Genomic DNA, 22,672 nt, shown 5'->3' on the forward strand with positions numbered 1-22,672 from the left:
GTTCCGCTGGCGGGCCACCTAGCTGTATTGACCTGAGAGGTTGGTGACGCGGCTGGCCGGTGGCTGACCTTTGAGTGAGGTGTGGCCTCGATGATGATTGTAGTGATGGAGCCAGTCGGCGAAAGCGGCAACACGCTCGGTCTCGTTAGCATGGGACATTGAAGACCTCCTTGTGGTTCGGACTCTAGACAAGCCCCACTCCACTTGGAGGTCTTCTTTTTGTCACCTAACCACGCCGCATGTTCCTAACGTCCGTGGTCAATACACCTAGCGTTCCGCCGTGCCGCAGCGCCCTGAACAGGACAAAGCCTGCCTGATAAGGGAATATATAACTATGAAGGCACGCATTCTGGTGGTAGACGATGACGAAGCGCTGGCCGAAATGATCGGAATTGTTCTTCGCAATGACGGCTTCGAGCCGGTCTTCTGCGCCGACGGCGCCAAGGCGCTTGACGTTTTCCGCTCATCCCGGCCGGACCTTGTCCTGTTGGACCTTATGCTTCCCGGCGTGGACGGCATTGAGGTCTGCCGGCAGATCCGCGCGGAGTCTGACGTGCCCATCGTGATGCTCACTGCCAAGGCAGACACCTCCGACGTCGTCCGCGGCCTGGAGTCCGGTGCCGATGACTACGTGCCCAAGCCGTTCAAGCCGGCCGAGCTCGTGGCCCGTGTCCGCGCCCGGCTTCGGCCCGGTGACCAGAAGGCCCCGGAAACCCTGAAGATTGCGGACATCACCATCGACGTCGCGGGGCATACCGTGAGCAGGGGCAGTGAGCGGATCTCCCTCACGCCGCTGGAGTTCGATCTCCTGGTTGCCCTTGCCCGCAAGCCGTGGCAGGTGTTCACCCGCGAACTGCTGCTCGAGCAGGTCTGGGGCTACCGCCACGCCGCGGACACGCGGCTGGTCAATGTCCATGTCCAGCGCCTCCGGTCAAAAATCGAGCAGGATCCGGAAGCCCCGGAAGTTGTATTAACGGTGCGTGGTGTCGGCTACAAAGCAGGGGCCTGACCCCGCAGTTCCCAAGGGGGAACCTGCCAACGCGCCCGCTGCGGGAAATTCTCCGGAATCCCACGGCGGGCCCGACCGGCCTGAGCCCCGCAAGTCCCCGGAGCATACCGACGCCGTAACAGCCAGCTTCCAGAGGCTGTCCTTCCGCGCCCGGATCTGGCGGCGGCGCACCCTGATCGTCACCCTGCGCGTTGCCCGGCTGGTTCGAACCGGATTCCGGCGGTTCCTGCCGGCGCTTCGGTCTGTAGGGCGTGCCCTGCACCGGCGGTGGCGCCGGTCCCTGCAGTTCCGTACCGTCCTCACCACCCTGATGCTCGCGGTCACCTCGTTTGCGGTGGTTGGCGCGTACCTGTCCAACCAGATCGCCAACAACCTGTTCCAGGAGCGGCTGACCCAGGCCGAGTCGGAGACCCGCTACAACGTCAAGCAGGTCCAGGACACCTTCGACGGCGCCCAGGTCACCGATCAATCCAGCGTGATCACCCTGGTGTACGACACCCTCAACGCGGTGGAGGGCCGGGGCTCGGTGATCCAGCGGAGGTATGTCTTCGAGGCCGTGCCGGAACAGACCAAACCCCGCAACCGGTGGGTGGAGTCACGGGCTTCGGACCAGCTGACAGTCAGCGTTATCCCGCCTGAGCTGCGTAAGGCCGTGCAGGAGTCGGGCAAGGACCAGTACTGGGCGTCCACCGTGATCCCGGTTGGCACTGAGGACCGTCCCGGCATTGCCGTGGGCAACAAGGTGACCTTCAATGGCACCGTTTATGAGCTGTACCTTATTTACGATCTGAACACCGCGCAGCAGACCCTCGACGAGATCCAAAGCGTGCTGTGGGCGGGCGGCGCCGTGCTGGTCCTGATGATCGGTGCCATTGCCTGGTATGTCACCCGCAACGTCGTCAGTCCGGTCAGCCACGCGGCGATGGTGTCCGAAAAGCTGGCGGCCGGCCAGTTGCAGGAGCGGATGGTGGTCCGGGGTGAGGACGAGGTTGCCCGCCTCGGCGCCTCCTTCAACCACATGGCAGCAAGCCTCCAGGAGCAGATCACGCAGCTGGCCACGCTGTCCCAGATGCAGCAGCGCTTCGTGTCCGACGTCTCCCACGAACTTCGGACACCGCTGACCACTGTCCGGATGGCAGCGGAAGTGCTGTACGACGCGCGGGAAGAATTCGATCCCATCAACAAACGCTCCGCCGAGCTCCTGTACAACCAGGTGGAGCGTTTCCAGTCCCTCCTGTCGGACCTGCTGGAGATCTCCCGCTTCGACGCCGGCGTGGCCATGCTGGACGCCGAGCCGGAGGACATCCTTCAGGTGGTGGCCCACGTCATTGAAGGGGCGACGCCGGTAGCAGCCGAATACGGATCCGAAATTATCCTCAGCGCCCCCGGCGGCGCCATCATCGCGGAAATGGATGCCCGCAGGATCGACAGGATCCTTCGGAACCTCATCCTCAACGCCGTGGAACACGGCGAAGGAAAACCGGTAAGGGTCACCGTGGCAGCCAGCCGGACCGCCGTCGGGATAGCAGTCCGTGACCACGGCATTGGCATGGCACCGGCGGAAGCCGCCCGCGTCTTTGACAGGTTCTGGCGGGCAGACCCTGCCCGCGCCCGCACCACCGGGGGCAGCGGCCTTGGCTTGTCCATAGCAATGGAGGACACCAAACTCCACAACGGCTGGCTCCAGGCGTGGGGGAAGAAGGGCCACGGGGCAAACTTCCGGCTGACACTGCCTCTGCGCCAGGGCGAAGACATCGACAAGTCGCCGGTTCAGCTGGAACCCAGTGACATCACGCTCCCTGATGAGGCGGACAACAAAAACATGCTGGTGCTGGAAGCCGGCGGAGCGCCGTTTGTTCCGGCGTCCACGTCGAAGGAGACCACATGACGGGCTACGCCCTGGCCCGGGCAAAACCCGTGGCTTTACTGCTGGTCCTGCTGGCCGTCCTGATGGCCGGCTGCGCCCGCATTCCCACGTCCGGACCGGTGGGCAAAAGTAGTGAGGGAAGCGCCGGCAACCTCAGCGCACCGGTGTTCCTGCCGGCGGCGCCGCAGGACGGCGCTACGCCCGAAACCATCATCGACTACTTCTACCGGGCAGGCAGCGGATATGAGGACGACTACGCGGTCGCACGCCAGTATCTGACCCAGGCGTCATCCGTCTCCTGGAAGCCGGACCAGCGCGCCCTGGTTTACCGTGATGCGCGGGTTGTGCCGGGCGAGGCGGAGAATGTTTACAACTATGAGCTCGACGTCGCCTACACAGTCGACGCCGACGGCATAGCCACCCAGTCACCAGAGGGAACCGTAGAGAAGATCCCGGTGACGGTTACGCAGGTGGACGGGGAATGGCGGATTTCCGCCCTTCCGGACGGCACAGCCATTGCCGAAGAAACATTTAAGGTCATCTACGGCGCATATCCCATCTACTTCTATGATCCCAGCTTCACGTACGCGGTGCCTGATGTGCGCTGGTTCATCAAGAACAAGACCGTCAAGGCGATGACCAGTGCGCTGCTGGCCGGGCCTGCCCCGTACCTGCGCGGTGCCGTGGCGAGTGCCTTCCCCTCGGGCATCAAGCTGGCACGGGAATCGGTGCCGGTTGTCTCAGGCGCGGCGCAGGTGGACCTGACAGCCAAGGAACTCACTGAAACCTCGCCCGAAGACCGCCTGCGGATGCAGATGCAGCTGACCCTGACCTTCCGCAGCCAGCCGGATGTGGTCAACGTCGAACTGCGCGCAAACCAGGACCTGGTTCTCGTCGAGGACAACGGCTCGGTCCTGCCACCGGTGCTGGACAAAAGCGTGCCCTCACGCCAGATTGCCGTCAGCGGCAATGACCTGGTGCGCTACGAGAACAACAGGGTGTCACCGCTGCCGGATATGCAGCCGGTATCTTCCCTCAACCCGCGGTTTCCCGCAGAATCCCCGGTGTCACAGACCGCGGCCTTCCTTAATGACAGCCGCACCACCCTGTACAGCATCAATCCTGGCCAGCCGGCGAGGGCACTGACTACACGGAGCACACTGACCCGGCCGTCCTTCGGCCTGAATGAATGGGTGTGGTCGGCAGGGCCGGGAGCTTCGGGGGGAACCGAAGTTGTTGCGTACCGCCCCACCGGCGTGGCCGAGGGAGCCAACGTACCGTCGGTAACGCTGGCGCCCGCCTGGCTGGCGGGTCGAACCGTCAAGGACTTCCGGATCTCGCGGGAAGGAGTCCGGGCGCTGGTGATCTCCGAACAAAACGGGAAGACCCGCGTGCAGGTAACCGGCATTATCCGCGGCGCGGACGGAACACCGCGGGAGCTGACACCGCCGGTTTCCCTGGCCACCAACAGCGAACCGGACCAGGGCGTCTGGGTCAATGACACCACCGTTGCCGTGATGAAGGGTGCCGCCGCGTCGAACGTCACGCCTGAGCTGCTCTCCCTCACGTCGGGGCAGCCGCAACAACTGGCCCCGTGGCCAGGCCTGGTGGCACTCAGCGCCGGAAACGGGGCTGAGGAAATCTATGCGCAGTCCGCCGAAGGCGTCTTCCAGCGGCTCGGAAATGGCTGGTCCCCCCAGATCAAGGGACCCATCGAGCCGTCGTTCCCCGGCTGATGCCGTTGCCCCGGGCTGCTGCTGCCCCCGGCGGGCGTTGTCCACATAGGCGTGGAGCGTCCTGTCCTCTGAGTACCTACGGACGCATCCTTAGGCGGTGAGCAACAAATGCACTACTGAGGCCGGGGCGGGGAGGACGGTTCGGCTGGACCCGGACCTTGTACCCGCACCCCAACGGTCCGCCAGCCACCGCTCCGAATATCAGAGTGCACTCCTGCGCCTGCTGGACCAGGCAGCGGGAGCTGCGGCCGACCTCCTTGCGCTCGCTGTTCCGGTGGACTGCGTCTGCTGCGGAGCCGAGGACCGGGCCCTCTGCGGTCAGTGCGACCGCCGTATCCGGCGCCTCACGTGCGACCCCTTCCGTGCCGAAAGCGGAGCACCTGCCCTGATGGATGTTGGCGGGAGGGTGCTGCTGCCCGTCGTGGCTGCCGGTGTTTACCGGGAGGAGCTGGCCCAGGCATTGTTGTCCTTCAAGCGCCACGGCCAGTATCAGCTCAGGAGCAGCCTGGGGCGGGCGCTCGCCGGTGCTGTCCGTTCGGCATCACCCGGAACGGAGGTGAGCTGCCTGGTCCCGGTGCCGAGCAGTAACGCGGCCTTCCTAAAACGCGGTTTCAGCCCCGTCCACCTGCTCCTGCAGGAGGTGTCACGCCAGGTGCCGGGGCTCGCGGTGCAGGACGTGCTGGGAAAGACCGCGTCGGGCGGCCTGCAACTGCCTGGCGGGCAAAAAGGCCTCGACCGTGGCGGCCGCGCAAAGCGCGTACGGGGCTCCATGCAGGTCCGCCAACGTGGCCGGAACCAGGTAGCCGGGCAGCGCTGCATCATCGTCGACGACGTCCTCACTACAGGCGCGACACTCGCGGAAGCAGCCCGCGCGTTGCACGTGTCCGGTGCCGTAGTGACCGGCGCAATCGTGCTGGCCGCGACACGCCCGCCCGACTCTTCAGGCCCGGGCGCCGCTTCCCCGGAAGGCCGCGGAAGGGAGCATGACTTAGAAAAAAATAAACCAGGAAAGGATGAATAAAGGATGGCTATGAACTAACGTCGGTGGTGGGTACCAAGAACAGAATGTACCTGTCGATGGCGGCTCGGAGAGGGGCTTGACTGTCAAACAGATCGGCCCAGGGAAGTGCTGCCGTCGTGTCACCGAAGTCATTTGGAGGGCACCATGGAGTTTATGATCAGCGGACGAAATCTGACAGTTTCAGACCGGTTCCGCGAATATGCCGGGGAGAAGATCTCAAAGATCGAGTCGCTGGGGGACAAAGTCCAGCGGGTTGATGCGAAGGTTTCCAAGGAGACCAGTTCCCGGCAGACCGGCGACCAGCTGACCGTTGAGGTAACAGTTCTGGGCAGGGGACCGGTGATCCGTGCCGAAGCAAGCGCCGCTGACAAGTTCGCGGCATTCGACCTCGCATACAACAAGCTGCTTGAGCGGCTCCGCCGCGCCAAGGACCGCAAGAAGGTCCATCACGGACGGCACACACCCAAGGCTGTCCGCGAAGCAACCGCCACGCTGGAGCCCGCCAGCGCCCACGAGCCGATCTACGTCGAGGCGAGCCACCGGAACGAAACCGCGCCGGCCCCCGCAGAGAAGTCTCCCTATGATGTCGACAACGACATCCCCGCCGGCGATTCCCCGGTCCTGATCCGGCGCAAGGTCTTCCCGGCCGCCTCGCTTTCCCTCGACGACGCCGTGGACAACATGGAACTCGTTGGGCATGACTTCTACCTTTTCGTGGACAAGGCTACGAATACGCCGTCCGTCGTGTACCGGCGCCGCGGCTGGACCTATGGGGTCATCACCCTGGACCACGAATGCGAACCTGGTGACACCGTGGTCGAAGAAAAAATCATTGCGTACCGTTCGGACGATGCAGCAGCAAACGCCTAGGGTGGTGAACACCATCCACAGAGAGGACTGATGTGCCAGCGACGCTGAGCCTGGACCAGGCCCGGCGGATCGCTCTGGCAGCACAGGGACTCGACAAAGGACGGCCCACCGGCCCCGTGACATCACGGACGGTGGGCCGCACCTTTGCCCGGCTCCAGCTCGTCCAGATAGATTCCGTCAACGTTCTCGCCCGGAGCCACTTCCTCCCCTTCTTCTCCCGGCTGGGAAACTACGACCGCACCATCCTCCAGCGGATGTCAGGCACCCACCCGCGGCGGATGGTGGAGTACTGGGCCCATGAAGCCAGCTATATCCGCCCCGAGCACTTTCCCGACCTACGCCTCTGGCAGAAAAGAGCATGGGTGGGCGCCGCCGGGATGGACCCGGCTGTGCGGTCCACCATCTCCGCCAGGATCCTGGAAACGCTCGCGTCCGCACGCCCGATGACTGCTGCCGAGATCGCGGCGAGGATCGGCTACGTCGAGGAAAAGCAGGCGGTCAATTGGGGTTGGAACTGGAGTGCCGTCAAGCGGGTACTGGAACACCTGTTTGAGGAGGGCCTGGTCTCGGCGGCTTCCAGGACTGAACAGTTTGAGCGCAAGTACACCCTGACCAGCAGGGTGCTGCCGGGCCTGCCCCTAACAGGGCAGCGGGAACTCGATTGCACGCCTGCGTTGCACCGCCTCATTGATGCCGCGGCCCAGGCCCACGGCATCGGAACCGTGCGGTGTTTTGCTGACTACTTCCGCACCCCGGTCAAGGCCGCGGCGGCGTCCGTGGAACATTTGGTGGATGCCGGAAGGCTGGAGCGGGTGACTGTGACCGGCTGGAACCGCGACGTGTTCCGGCACATGAAGGCCACCCTTCCACGCAGGGCGGCCGGCCGGGCACTGCTGAGTCCGTTTGACTCCCTGGTTTTTGAACGCCGCCGGCTGGAAGAACTGTTCGGCTTCCACTACCGGATCGAAATCTACACACCGGAGCACAAGAGGCGTTATGGGTATTACGTGCTTCCCTTCCTCCTCAGGGACCGGATTGTCGCGAGGGTGGACCTCAAAGCTGACCGCACAGGCGGGAAACTCCTGGCCAAGTCCGCGTTTGCCGAGCCCGGCGCCCCGGTGGACACCGCCGTCGAACTCGCCGCCGAGCTCCGGTTGATGGCGGACTGGCTGGGACTCCCTGACGTGGAGGTCGGCTGCCGCGGCGATTTGTCCGGGGCGCTTGCGAAGGCCGTTGCCGGCTTGTAGCCCGTATCCGCTCTGAGGGAACAAACGGGCCCCGGGGCGGTGTCTCTCCCGTAGACTAAAAACGCCAGAATCGGCGGCATAAGACTGGGAGCATCTTCACGTGGCATCACTTATCGAAAAACTTCTCCGCACCGGTGACAAAAAAACACTCCGGCAGCTGCGGAACTATGCCGACTCCATCAATGCCCTGGAAGATTCGTTCAAGACCTTCACGGATGCCGAACTCCGCGAGGAAACGGACCGGCTGCGCGAACGCCACCAGGACGGGGAGAAGCTTGATGACCTGCTTCCCGAGGCCTTTGCCGCGGTCCGGGAAGCGGCCTCACGGACCTTGGGCATGCGCCACTTCGACGTTCAGCTGATGGGCGGCGCAGCCCTGCACCTGGGCAACATCGCGGAAATGAAGACCGGTGAAGGCAAGACACTGGTGGCAACTGCTCCTGCCTACCTCAATGCCCTCACCGGCAAAGGCGTCCACGTCATCACCGTCAATGACTACCTGGCCGAATACCAGTCCGACCTCATGGGCCGCGTCTACCGTTTCCTCGGACTGACCAGCGGCTGCATCCTCGCCAACCAGGATCCGGCCGTGCGGCGCCACCAGTACGCCTCGGACATCACCTACGGCACCAACAACGAGTTCGGCTTCGACTACCTCCGCGACAACATGGCCTGGGACAAATCCGAACTGGTCCAGCGCGGGCACAACTTCGCCATCGTCGATGAAGTCGACTCCATCCTCATCGATGAAGCCCGTACCCCGCTCATCATTTCCGGTCCCGCCCAGGGCGACACCAACCGCTGGTACAGCGAATTCGCCAAGGTGGTCCTGCGGCTCCAGCCGGAGAAGGACTACGAAGTCGACGAAAAGAAGCGCACCGTCGGTGTCCTGGAAAGCGGCATCGAAAAGGTCGAGGACTACCTCGGCATCCAGAACCTCTACGAATCCGCGAACACGCCCCTCATCGGGTTCCTCAACAACGCCATCAAGGCCAAGGAACTGTTCAAGCGGGACAAGGACTACGTCATCCTCGACGGCGAGGTCCTGATCGTCGATGAGCACACCGGCCGTATCCTTGCCGGCCGCCGCTACAACGAGGGCATGCACCAGGCCATCGAGGCCAAAGAAGGCGTGGAGATCAAGGCGGAGAACCAGACTCTGGCCACCGTAACGCTGCAGAACTACTTCCGTATGTACAGCAAACTTTCGGGCATGACCGGAACTGCCGAGACCGAGGCAGCGGAGTTCATGGGCACCTACAAGCTCGGTGTGGTTGCCATTCCCACCAACCGCGACATGCAGCGGATCGACCAGTCGGACCTGGTCTTCAAGAACGAGGCCGTCAAGTTCGACGCCGTCGTGAAGGATATTGCTGAACGGCACGAAAAGGGCCAGCCGGTCCTGGTGGGCACCACAAGCGTGGAAAAGAGCGAATACCTGTCCCGGCTCCTTGCCAAGGAAGGAATCCGCCACGAAGTCCTGAACGCCAAGAACCACGCACGGGAAGCAGCCATCGTGGCGCAGGCAGGCCGGAAGGGCGCCGTCACCGTGGCAACCAACATGGCCGGCCGCGGTACGGACATCATGCTCGGCGGCAATGCTGAATTCACTGCCGTGGCGGAGCTCGCGAAGCGTGGTCTTGATCCGGAAGAGAACTCCGAGGAATACGAATCCGCCTGGCCCGCCGCGCTTGAAGCTGCAAAGCAGTCCGTCAAGGACGAGCACGAGGAAGTTCTGAACCTGGGCGGCCTGTACGTGCTGGGTACCGAACGGCACGAATCGCGCCGCATCGACAACCAGCTGCGCGGCCGTTCCGGCCGGCAGGGCGACCCCGGCGAGTCCCGTTTCTACCTTTCGCTGACTGACGACCTCATGCGGCTCTTCAACTCAGGCGCCGCGGAGCGCCTGATGAACAGTTCAGTGCCGGACGACGTCGCGCTGGAATCCAAGCTCGTGTCCCGTGCCATCGCTTCGGCGCAGGGCCAGGTGGAGGGCCGCAACGCTGAACAGCGCAAAAACGTCCTGAAGTACGACGACGTCCTCAACCGCCAGCGCGAGGCCATTTATGGTGACCGGCGCCGGATCCTTGAAGGCGATGACCTGCACGAAAAGGTGCAGTTCTTTATTGAGGACACCATCACAGCCCTCATCGATGCTGCCACGGCGGAGGGCAACGGCGACGACTGGGACTTCAACCAGCTCTGGACCAACCTCAAGACGCTGTACCCGGTCAGCGTCACGGCCGACGAGATCATCGAGGAAGCCGGCGGCAAGTCCAGGCTTACGGTTGAGTTCCTGAAAGAAGAGTTGCTGTCCGACGCCCGGCTGGTCTACCAGGCGCGGGAAGAGGCCATCGGTTCCGAAAGCATGCGCGAGCTGGAACGCCGCGTGGTCCTGTCAGTGATCGGACGCAAATGGCAGGAACACCTTTACGAGATGGATTACCTCAAGGAGGGGATCGGCCTGCGCGCAATGGCACAGCGTGACCCACTTGTTGAGTACCAGCGTGAGGGCTTTACCCTGTTCCAAAGCATGATGGAGGCCATCCGGGAGGAAAGCGTAGGCTTCCTCTACAACCTCGAAGTGGAAGTCACTCCTGCCCAGGACGTCGTAGTGGCTGACGATGAAGGTGGACACACCGAGCACGTTGAGCCGCAGGTGCGGGCCGCCGGACTGGAAGCGCCGGCTCAGCCTGCCCAGCTGCAGTACACTGCTCCCCGCGAGGATGGCGGCACCCAGACCCGGGTGGAAACCCGGTCCTCCGGCCGCTCAGGAAATCCCGCCAAGGCTGCGGCCCAGGATGCGTCCCGGCGATCTGCAAAGAAGAAAAAGCGCTGACACGCTCGTTGCGGTAAAACCAATAGTCGAATGGCGGGCAGGGCCGGGGGATCGTTCCCCGGCCCTGCTCCCGTCTGGCCTTCACTCTGCATGAGCTCGTCAGCGCGCTGAATTCGTTGCCGTAAGCCCGTCAGCCAATGACAAGCTCAGTAACCCGCCACACCTGCTTGCCCCGCTCCAGCCGGATGGCTACAGCCCGGGCGCGGACATCGTCCACCACAACGGCGCTTGCTTCATAAATGCCTTCAGCCACTTCGCAAACACGGACCGAGCGGACGATGGAATTCCGATGCAGCCTCGCCAGGGCGGGGTTGCCCGTACGGGTGATTTCGCGCCGGATCAGGCAGGCACGGTGCTGCAAGGCTGCGAGGCAGCGGGGATCAAGCCGCCGGGCCAGTTGGTGGACGGGGCGGATACCCGCAAGCACTTCCATGGCAGCCTGGATTGTGCCGCGGGTAATTGTACGCACTTCTGATAACTCATCAGCCGGACGCAAGACTGGAGGCGTCCCGGCCTGGCCAGGAGGGAAAATCCTGGCCGGAGCCTGTGGTGGAATTTGCCGGATTGTCGGACTCCCCGCCCTTCCTGGCGCTTCGACGGCTCGAATAGGTATTGCTGCGCTCATTGCTTTCCCCTTGTTGGTGGCTAAAATTACGGATTGCTTGAAGGCTGTCCGGCGCTATGCCGCGGAGGGCGGCTGAAGTATTTGTCCCGGGAGCAGCACGTCGGGATTCTGCCCGATGATGGCGCGGTTGGCCTCGTACCACCGGGGCCATTGCATGGCGATCTCTACGTCCGAGGCCCCCGGTTCCATCGCCTGCGCGGCGATGTCCCACAGTGTGTCTCCCGCCAGGACAGCCACGGCGCCGGCTTCGGTTTTTGCCTCCTCAACTGCGCGTACTGCAGGAGCAGCCAGCAGCCCGGGCCCGGCCACCGGGGCAGCCGGCCGCCAGCCCGGGTCCAGGTCTGATGGGGGAGTTACGGGGTGCTTCGAACGTTCCTTCATTGACAGCGGTTCGGCGCTTGCAGCCGCTGCAATCCGGTCCTGTCTCTTAGTCCACTCCGGCCCGGGCAGCATCACGCCTGCATATGCGGCGGGACCGGACACCAACTGGACCGAAAGCGCAGCAAGGACGAGCCGCTGCATTAGTGCCGGCGACAGCTTCCGGGTCAGTGCTGCCGCGCGGGTCCTGCCGTTGCGCTCCAGAAGGGCGGTGGCTCCCGCGAAGACAAAGGCAAGGCACCACCAGACAACAAGGACCGCCCCGCCGGCCGCCGCGGCTGCGCCAAGCAGGTGCTCCGGGTGGAGTCCCTGCTGCCGCGCGGAGGACTGCTGCCATTGCTCCAGAATCCCGGAACCCGCAGCATAAAGAAGGACACCCAGCAGCAGTATGGCTGTCGCGGTGATGGCGTCGGTAGTTCGCCCGGGCTCTGCTGGTTGGGTCATCGGTTTCCTTTTGATCCACTTTGATGCTGTTTGACATTGATAGAGCCAGTTTGCGGTGGTTGTCTTCCTTTGTCCAGACGTTGGAGAGAAAAATCCTCGCTCATTGACCCGGCGAGGTGTGGGCCCTACGCTGGCCGGATGCGCTGGGATGCACTCTTTACTGACCTCGAAAGCCAATTTGCGGAGGCGGACCGGCTGGCCCTTGATGCCGAAGTCAATGAGCGGGCGCGGGCGGAAATGGTGGGTCTGGAACTGTCCGACCGGTTGCGGGCAGTTTTGGGCTGCAGGCTGACGGTCTACCTGGCCGCGGGGGAGTCTTTTTCCGGCACGCTCTCACATGCGGGCGGGGAGGCATTGGTGCTGGATGAAGGACAGCACCAACTACTCATTCCCTACGCGGCAGCGGTGCGCTATGTGGGCCTGGGCCGGCTGTCACTGGCTGAAACGTCCTCTGTGCGCCGGGGGATCGGGCTGGCTCATGCCCTCCGCGGGCTGGCCCGGGACCGTGCCGAACTGTCGGTCTTCATTGGGAACGCCGGCGGCGTGGTCCGGCTTGCAGGAGTCATCGACCGGGTGGGAAAGGACTATGTCGACCTTGCTGTCCTCACTCCCGGCGAGGTGCGCCGCGGCCATCACGTCAATCAGATCGCGACCGTTCCCTTCACCGCACTGGCTGCGATCAGGTCACTGCGGACCAGTGAGTTCTAGATGCTGGGGCCCCGGACTGGAGCGGCCAGTGAGGGGGGAGGTCAGACTGACTTCGACTTGGATTCCTGGATCATGCGGCTTGCTTCGGCGTACCGTTCCTCGATGTACTGCTCAAGCATCTTTTCTTCGACCCGCCACTGGCCCCGGCCGCCAACCTGGATAGCCTTGAGCTCGCCGCTCCGGACCAGCGCGTAGGCAGCCGGAGAATTAATCTGAAGCTGCTCGGCGACGTCTGCGAGTGTAAGAAATCTGGGCATACATCCAGTTTGCCACCGGGATGAGCAGTTTGCTGCTGTTATCCACAATTTGATCCTGTTTGGACTTTTGACTTTTGTTCCTGCGTCAGTGCCGCAACAATGAGGAGGAGTCGGGACACAGCGGCAGTCCCGGTGCATATAGGGGGAGAAACGGTAATGGTTCCTGAGTCATCTGCCACGGCGGCAAGGCTGAAACGGCCTTCATGGAAGGACCCGCGCTTGCTGGTAGGTGTCCTCCTTGTGCTGGCATCCGTGGCAGGCGTCGTCTTCTTGGTGGGAAGCGCCGACCGGACCACGGAGGTCTTCGCGGCCCGCGACGGCATAGCGGTGGGTGAAAAGCTAACACCGGAGAACGTCGTTCGGGCCAAGGTCAGGCTGGGCGAGACGGAAGCGCACTACATTACCGCCGAGTCAGGCCTGCCGGACAACGTGGTTGCGGTGCAAAGGATCGGCAAGGACCAACTCGTTCCCAGGGCAAGCCTCGGCGCAGTGGACCAACTGGACCGCAAACCAGTTGCCTTAACTATCGGGGAGCCCCTTCCCGCGCAGGCCGTGGCAGGCGCCAGGGTTGATGTATGGGTGGCCCAGCCAGATGCCCGCAACGGCTTCAGCGAACCGAAGCTTCTCCTCCCGGGCGCTGAAATTGCGGAAGTAACGGCCGGTTCCACGGCCCTGGGGTCGTCCCGGAACACGGTGTTGATGGTGCTGGTGGAAGATAGCCAGATGCCCGGCCTGCTTGGAGCGCAGGCGAATGAAGCAAAGATCTCGGTGGTCTGGAATCCTGGCGGCGGTGCCCGATGAATATTCCCGTCGTCACGGTCGGGCAAAGCCGTGAGGATCTGGTCGGCGGGCTGGAGCGCCTGCACGGACCTGTCACGGTGGTCCGAAGATGCTCGGAACTGCCCGAATTGCTGGCCGCGTGCCAAAGTGGACTGGCGAGGGCCGCGGTTGTTGCCGAGGGTTCCGAGGGCCTGACCGCTTCCCTGGTGGACCGGCTTGGAGCGGTCGGTGTGGCCGTCATTGCGTTGACCGATTCGGCTGATGAAGCCGCAAGACTGCGGGGGATAGGAGTGGCTTCCGCCCTGACCGGCGTCGAATCGGCGGTTCTGTCAGACAGGGTAGAGGAGGCAGTAGCCCAAGTGACCGGTGGCAGACCCCGGGTAACCCACTCGAGCAGTGCCGCTGACACAGGCGCTGCCCTTGGCCCTGTACCGGCGGAACCACTGAACAGCCAAGAAGAGCCAGCGTTGGGGCGGATCATCGCGGTATGGGGCCCTGCCGGAGCGCCGGGACGAACAGTCGTTGCGGCGAACATCGCCGGCGAACTGGCCGCCGAAGGAAAGTCCGTTATCCTCGTCGACGCCGACAGTTATGGTGCGAGCATAGCCGCTGTTCTGGGCCTGATGGATGAGTCTGCCGGCCTGGCACAGGCGTGCAGGCTCGCTGACCAGGGGTTGCTGGATGCGGACGCGCTGAGGAGGGTGGCAACGCCGATTGCCACGAAACTCGGTTCTTTCCGGGTCCTCACCGGAATCACCCGCGCGGACCGGTGGACGGAGCTCCGGGCATCCGCCCTTGCCATCGTCCTGGAGCGGGCGAAACAGATTGCCGAGGTGGTTGTTGTGGACACCGGATTCTGCCTCGAGGCTGACGAGGAGCTGAGCTTTGACACCATGGCTCCCCGCAGAAACGCGGCTACGCTGCGCTCCCTGGAACTGGCTGACACCGTTTACGCTGTCGGTGCCGCGGATCCTGTCGGAGTGCCAAGGCTCGTACGGGGTTTGGCCGAGCTTGAGACTGCCGTTCCACAGGCGGCTCCCATCGTCGTGATGAACAGGGTCCGGGCCTCCTCGGTGGGCAGGGGTCCCGAGCGGCAGTTACGGGACGCATGGGAAAGGTTCGGTCCGGCGTCGGAACTTAAGGCTTTCCTTCCGGAGGACAATGCGGCGGCAGATGCAGCACTCCTGGGCGGGTCACTCCTGCTGGAAGTGGCACCTGATTCGCCCCTCCGCCGAGCCATTGCAGAACTTGTTTGTGCACCCGTCCAGCAAAAATCGAAAACCTCTGTGTTTTCTTCCACAGCAGGGCGCAAACTAAAAGACTAGGCTCGCCGTAAGAGCTGCAAGGAAGCAGCGACAATCTTGTGATGGAGGCGTGTGTCGATGTCGTCTGGATCCAGCGTGGAGGATCAGCCCCTTTCGATCGAAGGCCATGAGGGCTTTATCGGGGACTACTATCAGCACCTAGCCGAAGAGGACGCGCGGAGTTATCCGGGAGACGTACTGACCGCACGTGCGGAAGCGCACCGGGACGCCGCGTCGGTGCGGAAACCGGGCCACGCAAACATTGCCATCGTTGATGAGGAAGACAGCAGCGTGGTCTTCGTGGTTACCGACGACATGCCCTTCCTCGTTGACTCGGTCAACGCGGAACTGGTCCGGCAGCATGCAGCCATCAGGCTGGTGGTCCACCCTCTTTTTGTGGCCACCCGCAACAAGGAAACCGGGGCCCTGGTCAAGGTTAACAAGGTTCCCTCCCACCTCGGCATCTCCAGCGGCGACACCGCTGCCATGCCCAGCCTGTCCCACCTCATTGCCCAGGGCGAAAACTCCTCGCATATGGAGTCATGGATCGCCGTCGAAATAAACCGCGTATCCGACGAAGCAAAAGCAGCACTGCTGGAAGGCCTGCAGCGGGTACTGAGCGACGTCCGGGCTGCTGTTGAAGACTGGCCCCATATGCGCCAAAAGGCACTGCAAATCGCCGAGGGCCTGGACAAGGTCGCAAACCCGGCGCAGATCGCTGAGCTCAGGCAGGCTCAAGACCTCCTGCACTGGCTTGACGACGGTAACTTCACCTTCCTCGGCTACCGCGAATACGACCTGGTCAACGTGGGCGGGGAAGATGTCCTGGAGCTGCGGGAAGACAGTGGCCTTGGGCTGCTGCGCGCTGCCGCGGACTCGACACACATCCAGCACCTCACGGACACAGGCCGGAAAAAGGCGCGTGAAAAGCGTGCCCTTGTCATTACCAAGGCGAATTCCCGCTCCACCGTCCACCGGTCGGCATACCTCGACTACATCGGCGTCAAGAGTTTTGACTCTGCAGGCAACGTCAATGGGGAACGGCGCTTCATCGGTCTCTTTGCCACCAGCGCCTACACCGGCTCTGTTCGTAACATCCCCATCGTCCGGGAAAAGGTTGACGCTGTCCTGAGAAGCGCGGGCTTCCCGCCGGATTCCCACTCCGGAAAGGACCTGCTGGGAATCCTGGAGACCTATCCGAGGGATGAACTCTTCCAAATTGAGGTTCCGGACCTCGCTGCCACCGCTCTTGGCATCCAAAAGCTGCAGGAGCGCAGGCGCACCCGGCTTTTCCTGCGGCCTGATATCTATGGCCGGTTTATGTCCGCCGTCGTCTACCTTCCCAGGGACAGGTACACCACCAACGTCCGGCTCCGCATCGAGCAGGAACTGCGCGAGACGTTCCAGGCTGTGTCCATCGACTATGAAGCACGCATGACGGAGTCGGCGCTCGCCCGGCTGTTCTTCCGTATCCGCCTGCCCAAGGGTGCCGACGTCAGCAACGTCAACGCCGAGGAACTGGAAAAACGACTGGTGCGTGCCGCCCGCTCGTGGAGCGAAGGCATCGCCGAAGTCCTGCGTGAAGGGCGGGATGTTACAGAGGCCAAGGAGCTGGCAGCCATCTGGTCGGAAGCCTTCCCCGCAAGCTACCGCGTGGATTACGAAGTTGAGGACGCCCTTGAGGACATCGCCCGCTTCGAGAAATACGGCGCGGCGGCGGAGCGGACTGTCGGTGCCAAGCAGGAACGGCCAGGCGTGCATGTCTACCTCCCGGAGGGGGCGGGGGCAACACTGGAGGAAGACGCCCGCGTCAAGCTCTACATGCTGGAGCCCAAGAGCCTCAGCCAGATCCTGCCCTTCTTCCATAACCTTGGCCTGGAGGTGCTGGATGAGCGGCCGTTCGAGATCGAGACTGCGGACCGAAGGGATTTCTTCCTCTACGACCTGGGGTTGAAGTACCCGGCGGGAGTTGATCCTGTGTCGACGGGCCAGCTGCTGGCTGATTCCTTCTCCGCTGCTGTTACCGGCGCCGCTGAATCGGATGCCTTTGACCGGCTGGTCCTGCGCGAGGGACTGCAGTGGCGCCAGATCACGGTGCTGCGCGCCTACGCCCGCTACATGCGCCAGATGGGCAATGCCAACTCCTTTGGTTTTATGGCGGACACCCTGCTGGCGAATCCGGAAGTGACCAAGGGACTGAGCGCGCTCTTCGCCGCCCGCTTTGATCCTTCCCTCAACGATGAAGCACGCCTGGAAGCGCAAACTTCCGTGCGCGAAGAATTGGCAGCGGCCATCGAAAAGGTGGCCACGCTCGACGCCGACAGGGTACTGCGGACCTTCCTGAACCTGATCGAGTCCACGCTCCGGACCAACTTTTACCAGTACAAGCCCCACCTCAGCTTCAAACTCGATCCGGCCCGGATTGAGGGGCTGCCTTTCCCCCGTCCCATGTTCGAAATTTGGGTCTATGCACCCCGCGTCGAGGGTGTCCACCTCCGCTTCGGCAAGGTGGCCCGCGGCGGGCTGCGCTGGTCCGACCGCCGGGAGGATTTCCGCACCGAAGTCCTTGGCCTGGTCAAGGCACAGACTGTAAAGAACGCCGTCATCGTGCCCACCGGGGCCAAGGGCGGTTTCTTCGCCAAGCAGCTTCCCGACCCCACAGTTGACCGGTCTGCCTGGATGGCCGAAGGCGTTGAAAGCTACAAAACCTTTATCCGCGGCCTCCTCGACATCACTGACAACCTCGTCACGGAGGGTGACGGCGAAAGGCTGGTGCCGCCGTCGGACGTTATAAGGCACGACGACGACGATTCCTACCTCGTGGTGGCGGCCGACAAGGGAACCGCGACCTTCTCCGACATCGCGAACGGGCTGGCCAAGGAATACGGGTTCTGGCTCGGCGACGCATTCGCTTCCGGCGGGTCGGTGGGCTACGACCACAAGGCGATGGGCATTACGGCCCGTGGTGCCTGGGAATCCGTGAAGCGTCACTTCAGCGAGCTTGACCTGGACACGCAGACCGAGCCGTTCACCGTGGTGGGAGTGGGCGACATGTCAGGCGACGTGTTCGGCAACGGCATGCTCCTCTCGCGGCACATCCGGCTGCTCGCAGCCTTCGATCACCGCCACATCTTCCTGGACCCCAACCCGGACGAAGAAACCTCCTTTGTGGAGCGGCAGCGGTTGTTCGAGCTGCCGAGGTCATCGTGGGACGACTACAACAAGTCCCTCATCAGCGAAGGCGGCGGAGTGTTCCCCCGCCAGGCAAAGTCGATTCCCGTTTCCCCCCAGGTACGTGCCGCCCTGGGGCTGCACGCCGAAACAACGGAACTCAGTCCGCCGGAACTCCTTCGTGCCATCCTGTTGGCTCCGGCTGACCTCCTCTACAACGGCGGCATCGGAACCTACGTCAAGGCGAGCACCGAGTCCAACGCTTCCGTGGGGGACAAAGCCAATGACGCCATCCGCGTTGACGGCCGGGACCTGCGCGTCAAGGTGGTGGGCGAGGGCGGAAACCTGGGCATGACGCAGCGCGGCCGCATCGAAGCGGCTTTGCAGGGGGTCATCCTCAACACCGATGCCATCGACAACTCTGCCGGAGTTGACTGCTCCGACCACGAGGTCAACATCAAGATCTTTGTGGACCGGATGGTCGCCGCCGGGAAGTTGAGTGCCGAAGAGCGTGCAGGCTTCCTTGCATCGATGACCGATGAGGTGGGCCGGCTGGTGCTCGAAGACAACATCGACCAGAACATCCTGCTGCTGAACGACCGTACACGCGTGGCCGAGTGGAGCCCGAGCTACGAACGGCTGATGGACTGGCTGGAAAAGAAGGCTGACCTAAACCGTGACCTGGAGGCGCTTCCCACCACGGAGGTGCTGAGGGAGCGGCTGCAGCAGGGCCAGGGCCTGACTTCCCCGGAGCTGTCCGTGCTGGCGGCCTACGCCAAGATCGAGCTGACCTCCGCACTGCGCGACAGCGACCTCGCTGACGACCCCTGGTTCAGGAAGACGCTGCGGGCATACTTCCCGGAGCAGCTGCGTGAACGGTTTGACGCGGAGCTGGACACCCATCCGCTGCGGCGCGAAATCATCGCAACCATTGTGGCTAACGACATGATCAACATGGGCGGCATCACGTTCGCATTCCGGACCATGGAAGAAACGTCGGCCTCGGAAGTGGCTGTGGCCAAAGCGTTCGTTGCCCTGCGGGAGGTTTACGAGCTCGACGTGATGGTCGAGGAACTGAACAGCCTGCCGGCGTCGTTCCCCACCGAGCACTGGAGCACTGTTCACCTTGACATCCGGCGGCTGCTGGACCGGGCTGTCCGCTGGTTGCTGGGGCAGGGCAGCGTCTCCCGGCCGATTGCCGACGTCGTGGGTGAATTCAAGCCCCTCATGGATCCCATGCGGGCCCGCCTGCTCGACTACCTGCGCGGCGATGACCGGGACAGGGTAGCCGGCTGGCTGGAGAAAGCGCGCGAATGGGAGCTGCCGGAGGGACTGGCCCTGAGGTGGGCGGAGCTCTTCGAGAGCTTTGTCCTGCTGGACATCGCAAAGATCGCCCGCGTCCGGAAGGATCCCGTAGAGGAGATTGCGGCCGTCTACTACACCGTCTTCAACCGGTTCCACGCGGACTCCCTGCTGGAACGCATCAGCAGCCTGCCGCGGCAGGACCGGTGGCAGGCGCTTGCCAGGGCGGCGCTGCGCGATGACTTGTATTCCACCATCTCGGACATGACGACGGCGGTGCTGGACGCCACCGATGCTGCGGACTCGCCGGAGGCGCGGCTGAAGGATTGGGAGGCGCGGAACGCGGAGCAGTTGGGCAGGGCGAAGAGCATGTTTGATGAGGTCAATGCCCTCGAAGCCGACGACATGGCTTCACTGTCGGTAGCATTGAGGCTCTTGAGGTCAATCGTTCGACGCTAATAAGTCCGGCGTCGCAAATGGAGGTGCAGTGGCAATCTTTACGGACCCTATCAGGGAACATGCTGATTTCGGGCCGGGGGATGCCGAATGGCTGCACCTCCTGGTGGGGGACTGGCAAATGGTCGCGGACCTGGCGTTTGCGGACCTGGCGCTCTGGTTCCCCCACCCGGACCATGGGTACGTGGCGCTGGCGCACGTCCGGCCCTCCACCACGCATACGGTGTTCCACGGCGACTTCGTGGGGGAACCTATCCGCTCGGATCTTCAGCCCCTCGTGGACAAGGCCTGGAACAGCCGCTCCATCGAGCGCTCCAGTGAAACCAACTGGAGCAGTGACATGGCGTTGCGGGTCGAGGCGGTACCGATGGTCCGGAACGGCCGCACCCTTGCCGTTGTTACCACCCACATGGACCTCTCGAGCTCGCGGATGCCGTCCCGGCTGGAGCTGACGTACCGGCAGTGCGCTTATGACCTTCTGCGAATGGGCACGCTTGGGTTGTGGCCTGACTTCGCCTCTCCCACTGGTTCCCGGCGCGGCGCCCCCCGTGTGGGGGACGGGTTGATCAGGCTCGACGCCGAGGGCATCGTCCAGTACGCCAGCCCCAACGGTGTCTCGGCTTTCCGGCGCCTCGGCGACGGTGAATCCTTGGAGGGCCGCTCGCTGGCCGAGGTTACTGCGAGCCTGCTCAAGGACCGCCGCATGGTGGACGAAACCTTGCCCTTGGTGGTTACGGGCCGTATGCCCTGGCGCAGCGAAATTGAATCCCGTGGCGTGAGCCTGTCCCTGCGGGCGATCCCGCTGCGTGATGAGCAGCAGCGCTTCGGTGCGCTGGTCCTTTGCCGCGATGTGTCTGAACTGCGGCGGCGCGAGATGGAGCTTGTGACCAAGGACGCCACCATCCGCGAAATCCACCATCGGGTTAAAAACAATTTGCAGACCGTTGCAGCTCTGCTGCGCATGCAGTCCCGCCGCATGGTCAGCGACGAGGCGAAACAGGGACTCGAGCAGGCGATGCGCCGGGTGGCCACCATCGCGCTGGTCCACGAAACCCTGTCCCAGGGCCTGACGCAGAGCGTGGACTTCGACGAGCTGATCGGGCGGCAGTTCCGGCTGTCGGCAGAAGTAGCCTCGCCATCGCAACAGGTCAGGACCGAGCGCTCCGGTTTGTTCGGCGAACTGCCCAGTGACTTCGCCACTCCGCTGGCGCTGGTCATCAATGAACTGGTCACCAACGCCGTTGAGCATGGCCTTGAGGGGCGTACGGGCACCGTATGGCTGCTGGCTGACCGGTCCGAGGGTGACGACGGCGAGGAGCTGACCGTCACCATTGCCGACGACGGCGTGGGCCTGCCCGACACGCCCCACGTTGAGGGCCTGGGGCTGCAGATCGTGCGCACCCTGGTGACCAGCGAACTCGGCGGCACCATCCAGTGGCAGCCTCGTGAGGGCGGCGGCACCGCCGTTCAGATCCGGCTCAGCCTGGCCGCGAAGTAGGACATCAAAAAGGCCCTGGCCGCAACCTTGCAGGTTGCGGCCAGGGCCTTTTAAGTGTTTTAGCTTGCGCCTAAATACCTGATGGAATCAGGAAGCCCGGCGGGCGCGCGCTGCCCGGCGCTTCAGGGCGCGGCGCTCGTCTTCGCTCATGCCGCCCCAGACACCGGCATCCTGGCCCGACTCGAGGGCCCACTGCAGGCAGGTGTCCACTACCGGGCACCGACGGCAGACGCTTTTCGCTTCCTCAATCTGCAGGAGCGCCGGGCCTGTGTTCCCTACGGGGAAGAACAGTTCCGGGTCCTTTTCGAGGCACGCTGCGCGGTTACGCCAATCCATGCTGATCAGTTGCTCCATTTCTGGGAAAAGCCCCTTGTGAAATTATTCACTAGTAGCTACAAAGGAAAGGGGCCCGGCAGGGCCCCGTTGGTCATCTGAGTCAAGCCTGTCATGTTAACGCTGTGTAAACAAGGGGTAATAAGGCTTGAAATCCCGGGAACGCTGAGCGATACGTCACAGTGGCGGTACTGGCCCTCACCACTGTCCGACTATGTCCGGTAGGGTGCCAGTGTGTCAAGACCCCCTGTATACCCCACTGACCCGCCGAACCCGTCAGAAGGCCCAGACGCGGAACAGCCGACGGGCGGCACCCGCCCGGCACGACCGGCAGCTGTCTTCGTGGTGGCGCTGATAGTGGCGGCGGAGGCGACGGCCCTGCTGGCGGCTGCTGCCTGGTACGGCTACCAGTTGGCAGCGGGCAGCCCGGTTCTTTCGTTCTGGGGCGCTGTGTTCACCCTTGCGCTGCTCCTGGCTTTTTCGGCCTGGCTCTATTCGGTGGCGGTGTTTCTCTACCGGGGTTACCGGTGGACCAGGGCTGCCGCGCTGGTGGCCCAGTTGCTCGTTCTGACCATCGGATTCCCCACGCTGACTGGTGGTCTTCCTTTGGCTGGAATGGTGATGCTGATCCCAGCGGCCACCGCCATCGTGCTGCTGTTCCTCAACAATGTCATCAGTTTCGCCTCCCGCACCGGAAGCGCGACACCAGCCCTCTGAGTGCCGCGCCGGGATACCTTTTTGGGTTTGGCCACTGCTCCTCATTCCACTCGACCTTAGTTCGCCGCAGCTGCGGGTCGTCGCTGCTCCGGTGCTTCAGGCCTCGACGT

The 22,672-nt window shown here is 63.4% G+C and carries 17 protein-coding genes and 1 pseudogene; 13 read left to right on the plus strand and 5 right to left on the minus strand.

All coding sequences use genetic code 11. The annotated features are described in order from the left end of the window. Window positions 1–18: 18 nt before the first annotated feature. Window positions 19–201: pseudogene (locus M8J71_RS14190) on the minus strand (integrase core domain-containing protein); the annotation flags it as partial. A gap of 133 nt (window positions 202–334) precedes the next feature. Here M8J71_RS14190 and mtrA point away from each other — a divergent pair. The 7 genes from mtrA to secA all read left to right on the plus strand — a co-directional run bounded on the left by mtrA (window position 335) and on the right by secA (window position 10,589). Next, entirely contained in the window at window positions 335–1,009 is a 675-nt protein-coding gene (gene mtrA / locus M8J71_RS14195; protein ID WP_256248494.1) for an MtrAB system response regulator MtrA, read from the plus strand. Between the two features lie 136 nt (window positions 1,010–1,145). Beyond that, on the plus strand, window positions 1,146–2,897 hold the full coding sequence (gene mtrB, locus M8J71_RS14200; protein ID WP_256248997.1) for an MtrAB system histidine kinase MtrB: 1,752 nt from the start codon (window positions 1,146–1,148) through the stop codon (window positions 2,895–2,897). Further along, the gene (locus M8J71_RS14205; RefSeq protein ID WP_256248495.1) at window positions 2,894–4,612 is read left to right on the plus strand and encodes an LpqB family beta-propeller domain-containing protein; all 1,719 of its coding nucleotides are present in this window, start codon (window positions 2,894–2,896) and stop codon (window positions 4,610–4,612) included. Before mtrB ends, M8J71_RS14205 begins: the two co-directional genes overlap by 4 nt. 97 nt (window positions 4,613–4,709) lie before the next feature. Further along, window positions 4,710–5,633 carry a ComF family protein gene (locus M8J71_RS14210; protein WP_256248496.1) on the plus strand — a complete coding sequence of 308 codons (924 nt, stop codon included), beginning with the start codon at window positions 4,710–4,712 and terminating at the stop codon, window positions 5,631–5,633. Window positions 5,634–5,777: 144 nt separating this feature from the next. Further along, on the plus strand, window positions 5,778–6,503 hold the full coding sequence (gene hpf / locus M8J71_RS14215) for a ribosome hibernation-promoting factor, HPF/YfiA family (RefSeq protein WP_163162303.1): 726 nt from the start codon (window positions 5,778–5,780) through the stop codon (window positions 6,501–6,503). Window positions 6,504–6,535: 32 nt separating this feature from the next. Then, window positions 6,536–7,750, plus strand: a complete 1,215-nt coding sequence (locus tag M8J71_RS14220) for a winged helix-turn-helix domain-containing protein (protein ID WP_256248497.1) — start codon at window positions 6,536–6,538, stop codon at window positions 7,748–7,750. A 100-nt stretch (window positions 7,751–7,850) separates the two neighbouring features. Continuing rightward, window positions 7,851–10,589, plus strand: a complete 2,739-nt coding sequence (gene secA, locus M8J71_RS14225) for a preprotein translocase subunit SecA (protein WP_256248498.1) — start codon at window positions 7,851–7,853, stop codon at window positions 10,587–10,589. 130 nt (window positions 10,590–10,719) lie between these two features. Here secA and M8J71_RS14230 read toward each other — a convergent pair whose 3' ends face one another. Both M8J71_RS14230 and M8J71_RS14235 read right to left on the minus strand, forming a co-directional pair. After that, window positions 10,720–11,058: an Rv3235 family protein gene (locus M8J71_RS14230; RefSeq protein WP_374114847.1), complete on the minus strand. Its 339-nt coding sequence runs from the start codon at window positions 11,056–11,058 to the stop codon at window positions 10,720–10,722. Between the two features lie 210 nt (window positions 11,059–11,268). After that, the gene (locus tag M8J71_RS14235) at window positions 11,269–12,036 is read right to left on the minus strand and encodes a LysM peptidoglycan-binding domain-containing protein (protein ID WP_256248500.1); all 768 of its coding nucleotides are present in this window, start codon (window positions 12,034–12,036) and stop codon (window positions 11,269–11,271) included. A gap of 138 nt (window positions 12,037–12,174) precedes the next feature. Between M8J71_RS14235 and M8J71_RS14240 the strand changes: the two genes are divergently transcribed. Beyond that, window positions 12,175–12,744, plus strand: coding sequence for a hypothetical protein (locus M8J71_RS14240; protein ID WP_256248501.1), 570 nt, complete (start codon window positions 12,175–12,177; stop codon window positions 12,742–12,744). A gap of 41 nt (window positions 12,745–12,785) precedes the next feature. Here M8J71_RS14240 and M8J71_RS14245 read toward each other — a convergent pair whose 3' ends face one another. Further along, window positions 12,786–13,001 carry a helix-turn-helix domain-containing protein gene (locus tag M8J71_RS14245; protein WP_045729765.1) on the minus strand — a complete coding sequence of 72 codons (216 nt, stop codon included), beginning with the start codon at window positions 12,999–13,001 and terminating at the stop codon, window positions 12,786–12,788. A 156-nt stretch (window positions 13,002–13,157) separates the two neighbouring features. Between M8J71_RS14245 and M8J71_RS14250 the strand changes: the two genes are divergently transcribed. Genes M8J71_RS14250 through M8J71_RS14265 form a run of 4 tightly spaced genes read left to right on the plus strand, consistent with a single transcriptional unit; the run spans window position 13,158 to window position 21,512 of the window. Beyond that, entirely contained in the window at window positions 13,158–13,802 is a 645-nt protein-coding gene (locus M8J71_RS14250; RefSeq protein ID WP_256248502.1) for a hypothetical protein, read from the plus strand. After that, on the plus strand, window positions 13,799–15,106 hold the full coding sequence (locus M8J71_RS14255) for an AAA family ATPase (RefSeq protein ID WP_256248503.1): 1,308 nt from the start codon (window positions 13,799–13,801) through the stop codon (window positions 15,104–15,106). The genes M8J71_RS14250 and M8J71_RS14255 overlap by 4 nt, the downstream gene beginning before the upstream one ends. Before the next feature lie 57 nt (window positions 15,107–15,163). Next, window positions 15,164–20,017 (plus strand): NAD-glutamate dehydrogenase, encoded by a 4,854-nt coding sequence (locus M8J71_RS14260; protein ID WP_256248504.1) that lies wholly within the window; start codon window positions 15,164–15,166, stop codon window positions 20,015–20,017. Between the two features lie 28 nt (window positions 20,018–20,045). Beyond that, window positions 20,046–21,512 carry a sensor histidine kinase gene (locus tag M8J71_RS14265; RefSeq protein ID WP_163162323.1) on the plus strand — a complete coding sequence of 489 codons (1,467 nt, stop codon included), beginning with the start codon at window positions 20,046–20,048 and terminating at the stop codon, window positions 21,510–21,512. 87 nt (window positions 21,513–21,599) lie between these two features. On the opposite strand, the gene M8J71_RS14270 is transcribed toward M8J71_RS14265, so the two are convergent. Beyond that, a complete protein-coding gene (locus M8J71_RS14270; RefSeq protein WP_015937605.1) occupies window positions 21,600–21,848 on the minus strand; it encodes a WhiB family transcriptional regulator in 249 nt (82 codons plus the stop codon). A 231-nt stretch (window positions 21,849–22,079) separates the two neighbouring features. On the opposite strand from M8J71_RS14270, the gene M8J71_RS14275 reads away from it, so the two are divergent. Next, window positions 22,080–22,562 (plus strand): hypothetical protein, encoded by a 483-nt coding sequence (locus tag M8J71_RS14275; RefSeq protein ID WP_374114848.1) that lies wholly within the window; start codon window positions 22,080–22,082, stop codon window positions 22,560–22,562. Window positions 22,563–22,672: the final 110 nt, after the last annotated feature.

The organism is Pseudarthrobacter sp. R1 (genome assembly GCF_024494415.1).
GTDB lineage: Bacteria > Actinomycetota > Actinomycetes > Actinomycetales > Micrococcaceae > Arthrobacter.

Bases quoted from the DNA above. Each gene is read 5' to 3' on its own strand.
- M8J71_RS14205 (WP_256248495.1), top strand. From the start codon at position 2,894: ATGACGGGCTACGCCCTGGCCCGGGCAAAACCCGTGGCTTTACTGCTG.
- hpf (WP_163162303.1), top strand. From the start codon at position 5,778: ATGGAGTTTATGATCAGCGGACGAAATCTGACAGTTTCAGACCGGTTC.
- M8J71_RS14240 (WP_256248501.1), top strand. From the start codon at position 12,175: ATGCGCTGGGATGCACTCTTTACTGACCTCGAAAGCCAATTTGCGGAG.
- M8J71_RS14235 (WP_256248500.1), bottom strand. From the start codon at position 12,036: ATGACCCAACCAGCAGAGCCCGGGCGAACTACCGACGCCATCACCGCG.
- M8J71_RS14245 (WP_045729765.1), bottom strand. From the start codon at position 13,001: ATGCCCAGATTTCTTACACTCGCAGACGTCGCCGAGCAGCTTCAGATT.
- M8J71_RS14270 (WP_015937605.1), bottom strand. From the start codon at position 21,848: ATGGATTGGCGTAACCGCGCAGCGTGCCTCGAAAAGGACCCGGAACTG.
- M8J71_RS14255 (WP_256248503.1), top strand. From the start codon at position 13,799: ATGAATATTCCCGTCGTCACGGTCGGGCAAAGCCGTGAGGATCTGGTC.
- mtrA (WP_256248494.1), top strand. From the start codon at position 335: ATGAAGGCACGCATTCTGGTGGTAGACGATGACGAAGCGCTGGCCGAA.
- M8J71_RS14250 (WP_256248502.1), top strand. From the start codon at position 13,158: ATGGTTCCTGAGTCATCTGCCACGGCGGCAAGGCTGAAACGGCCTTCA.
- M8J71_RS14260 (WP_256248504.1), top strand. From the start codon at position 15,164: ATGTCGTCTGGATCCAGCGTGGAGGATCAGCCCCTTTCGATCGAAGGC.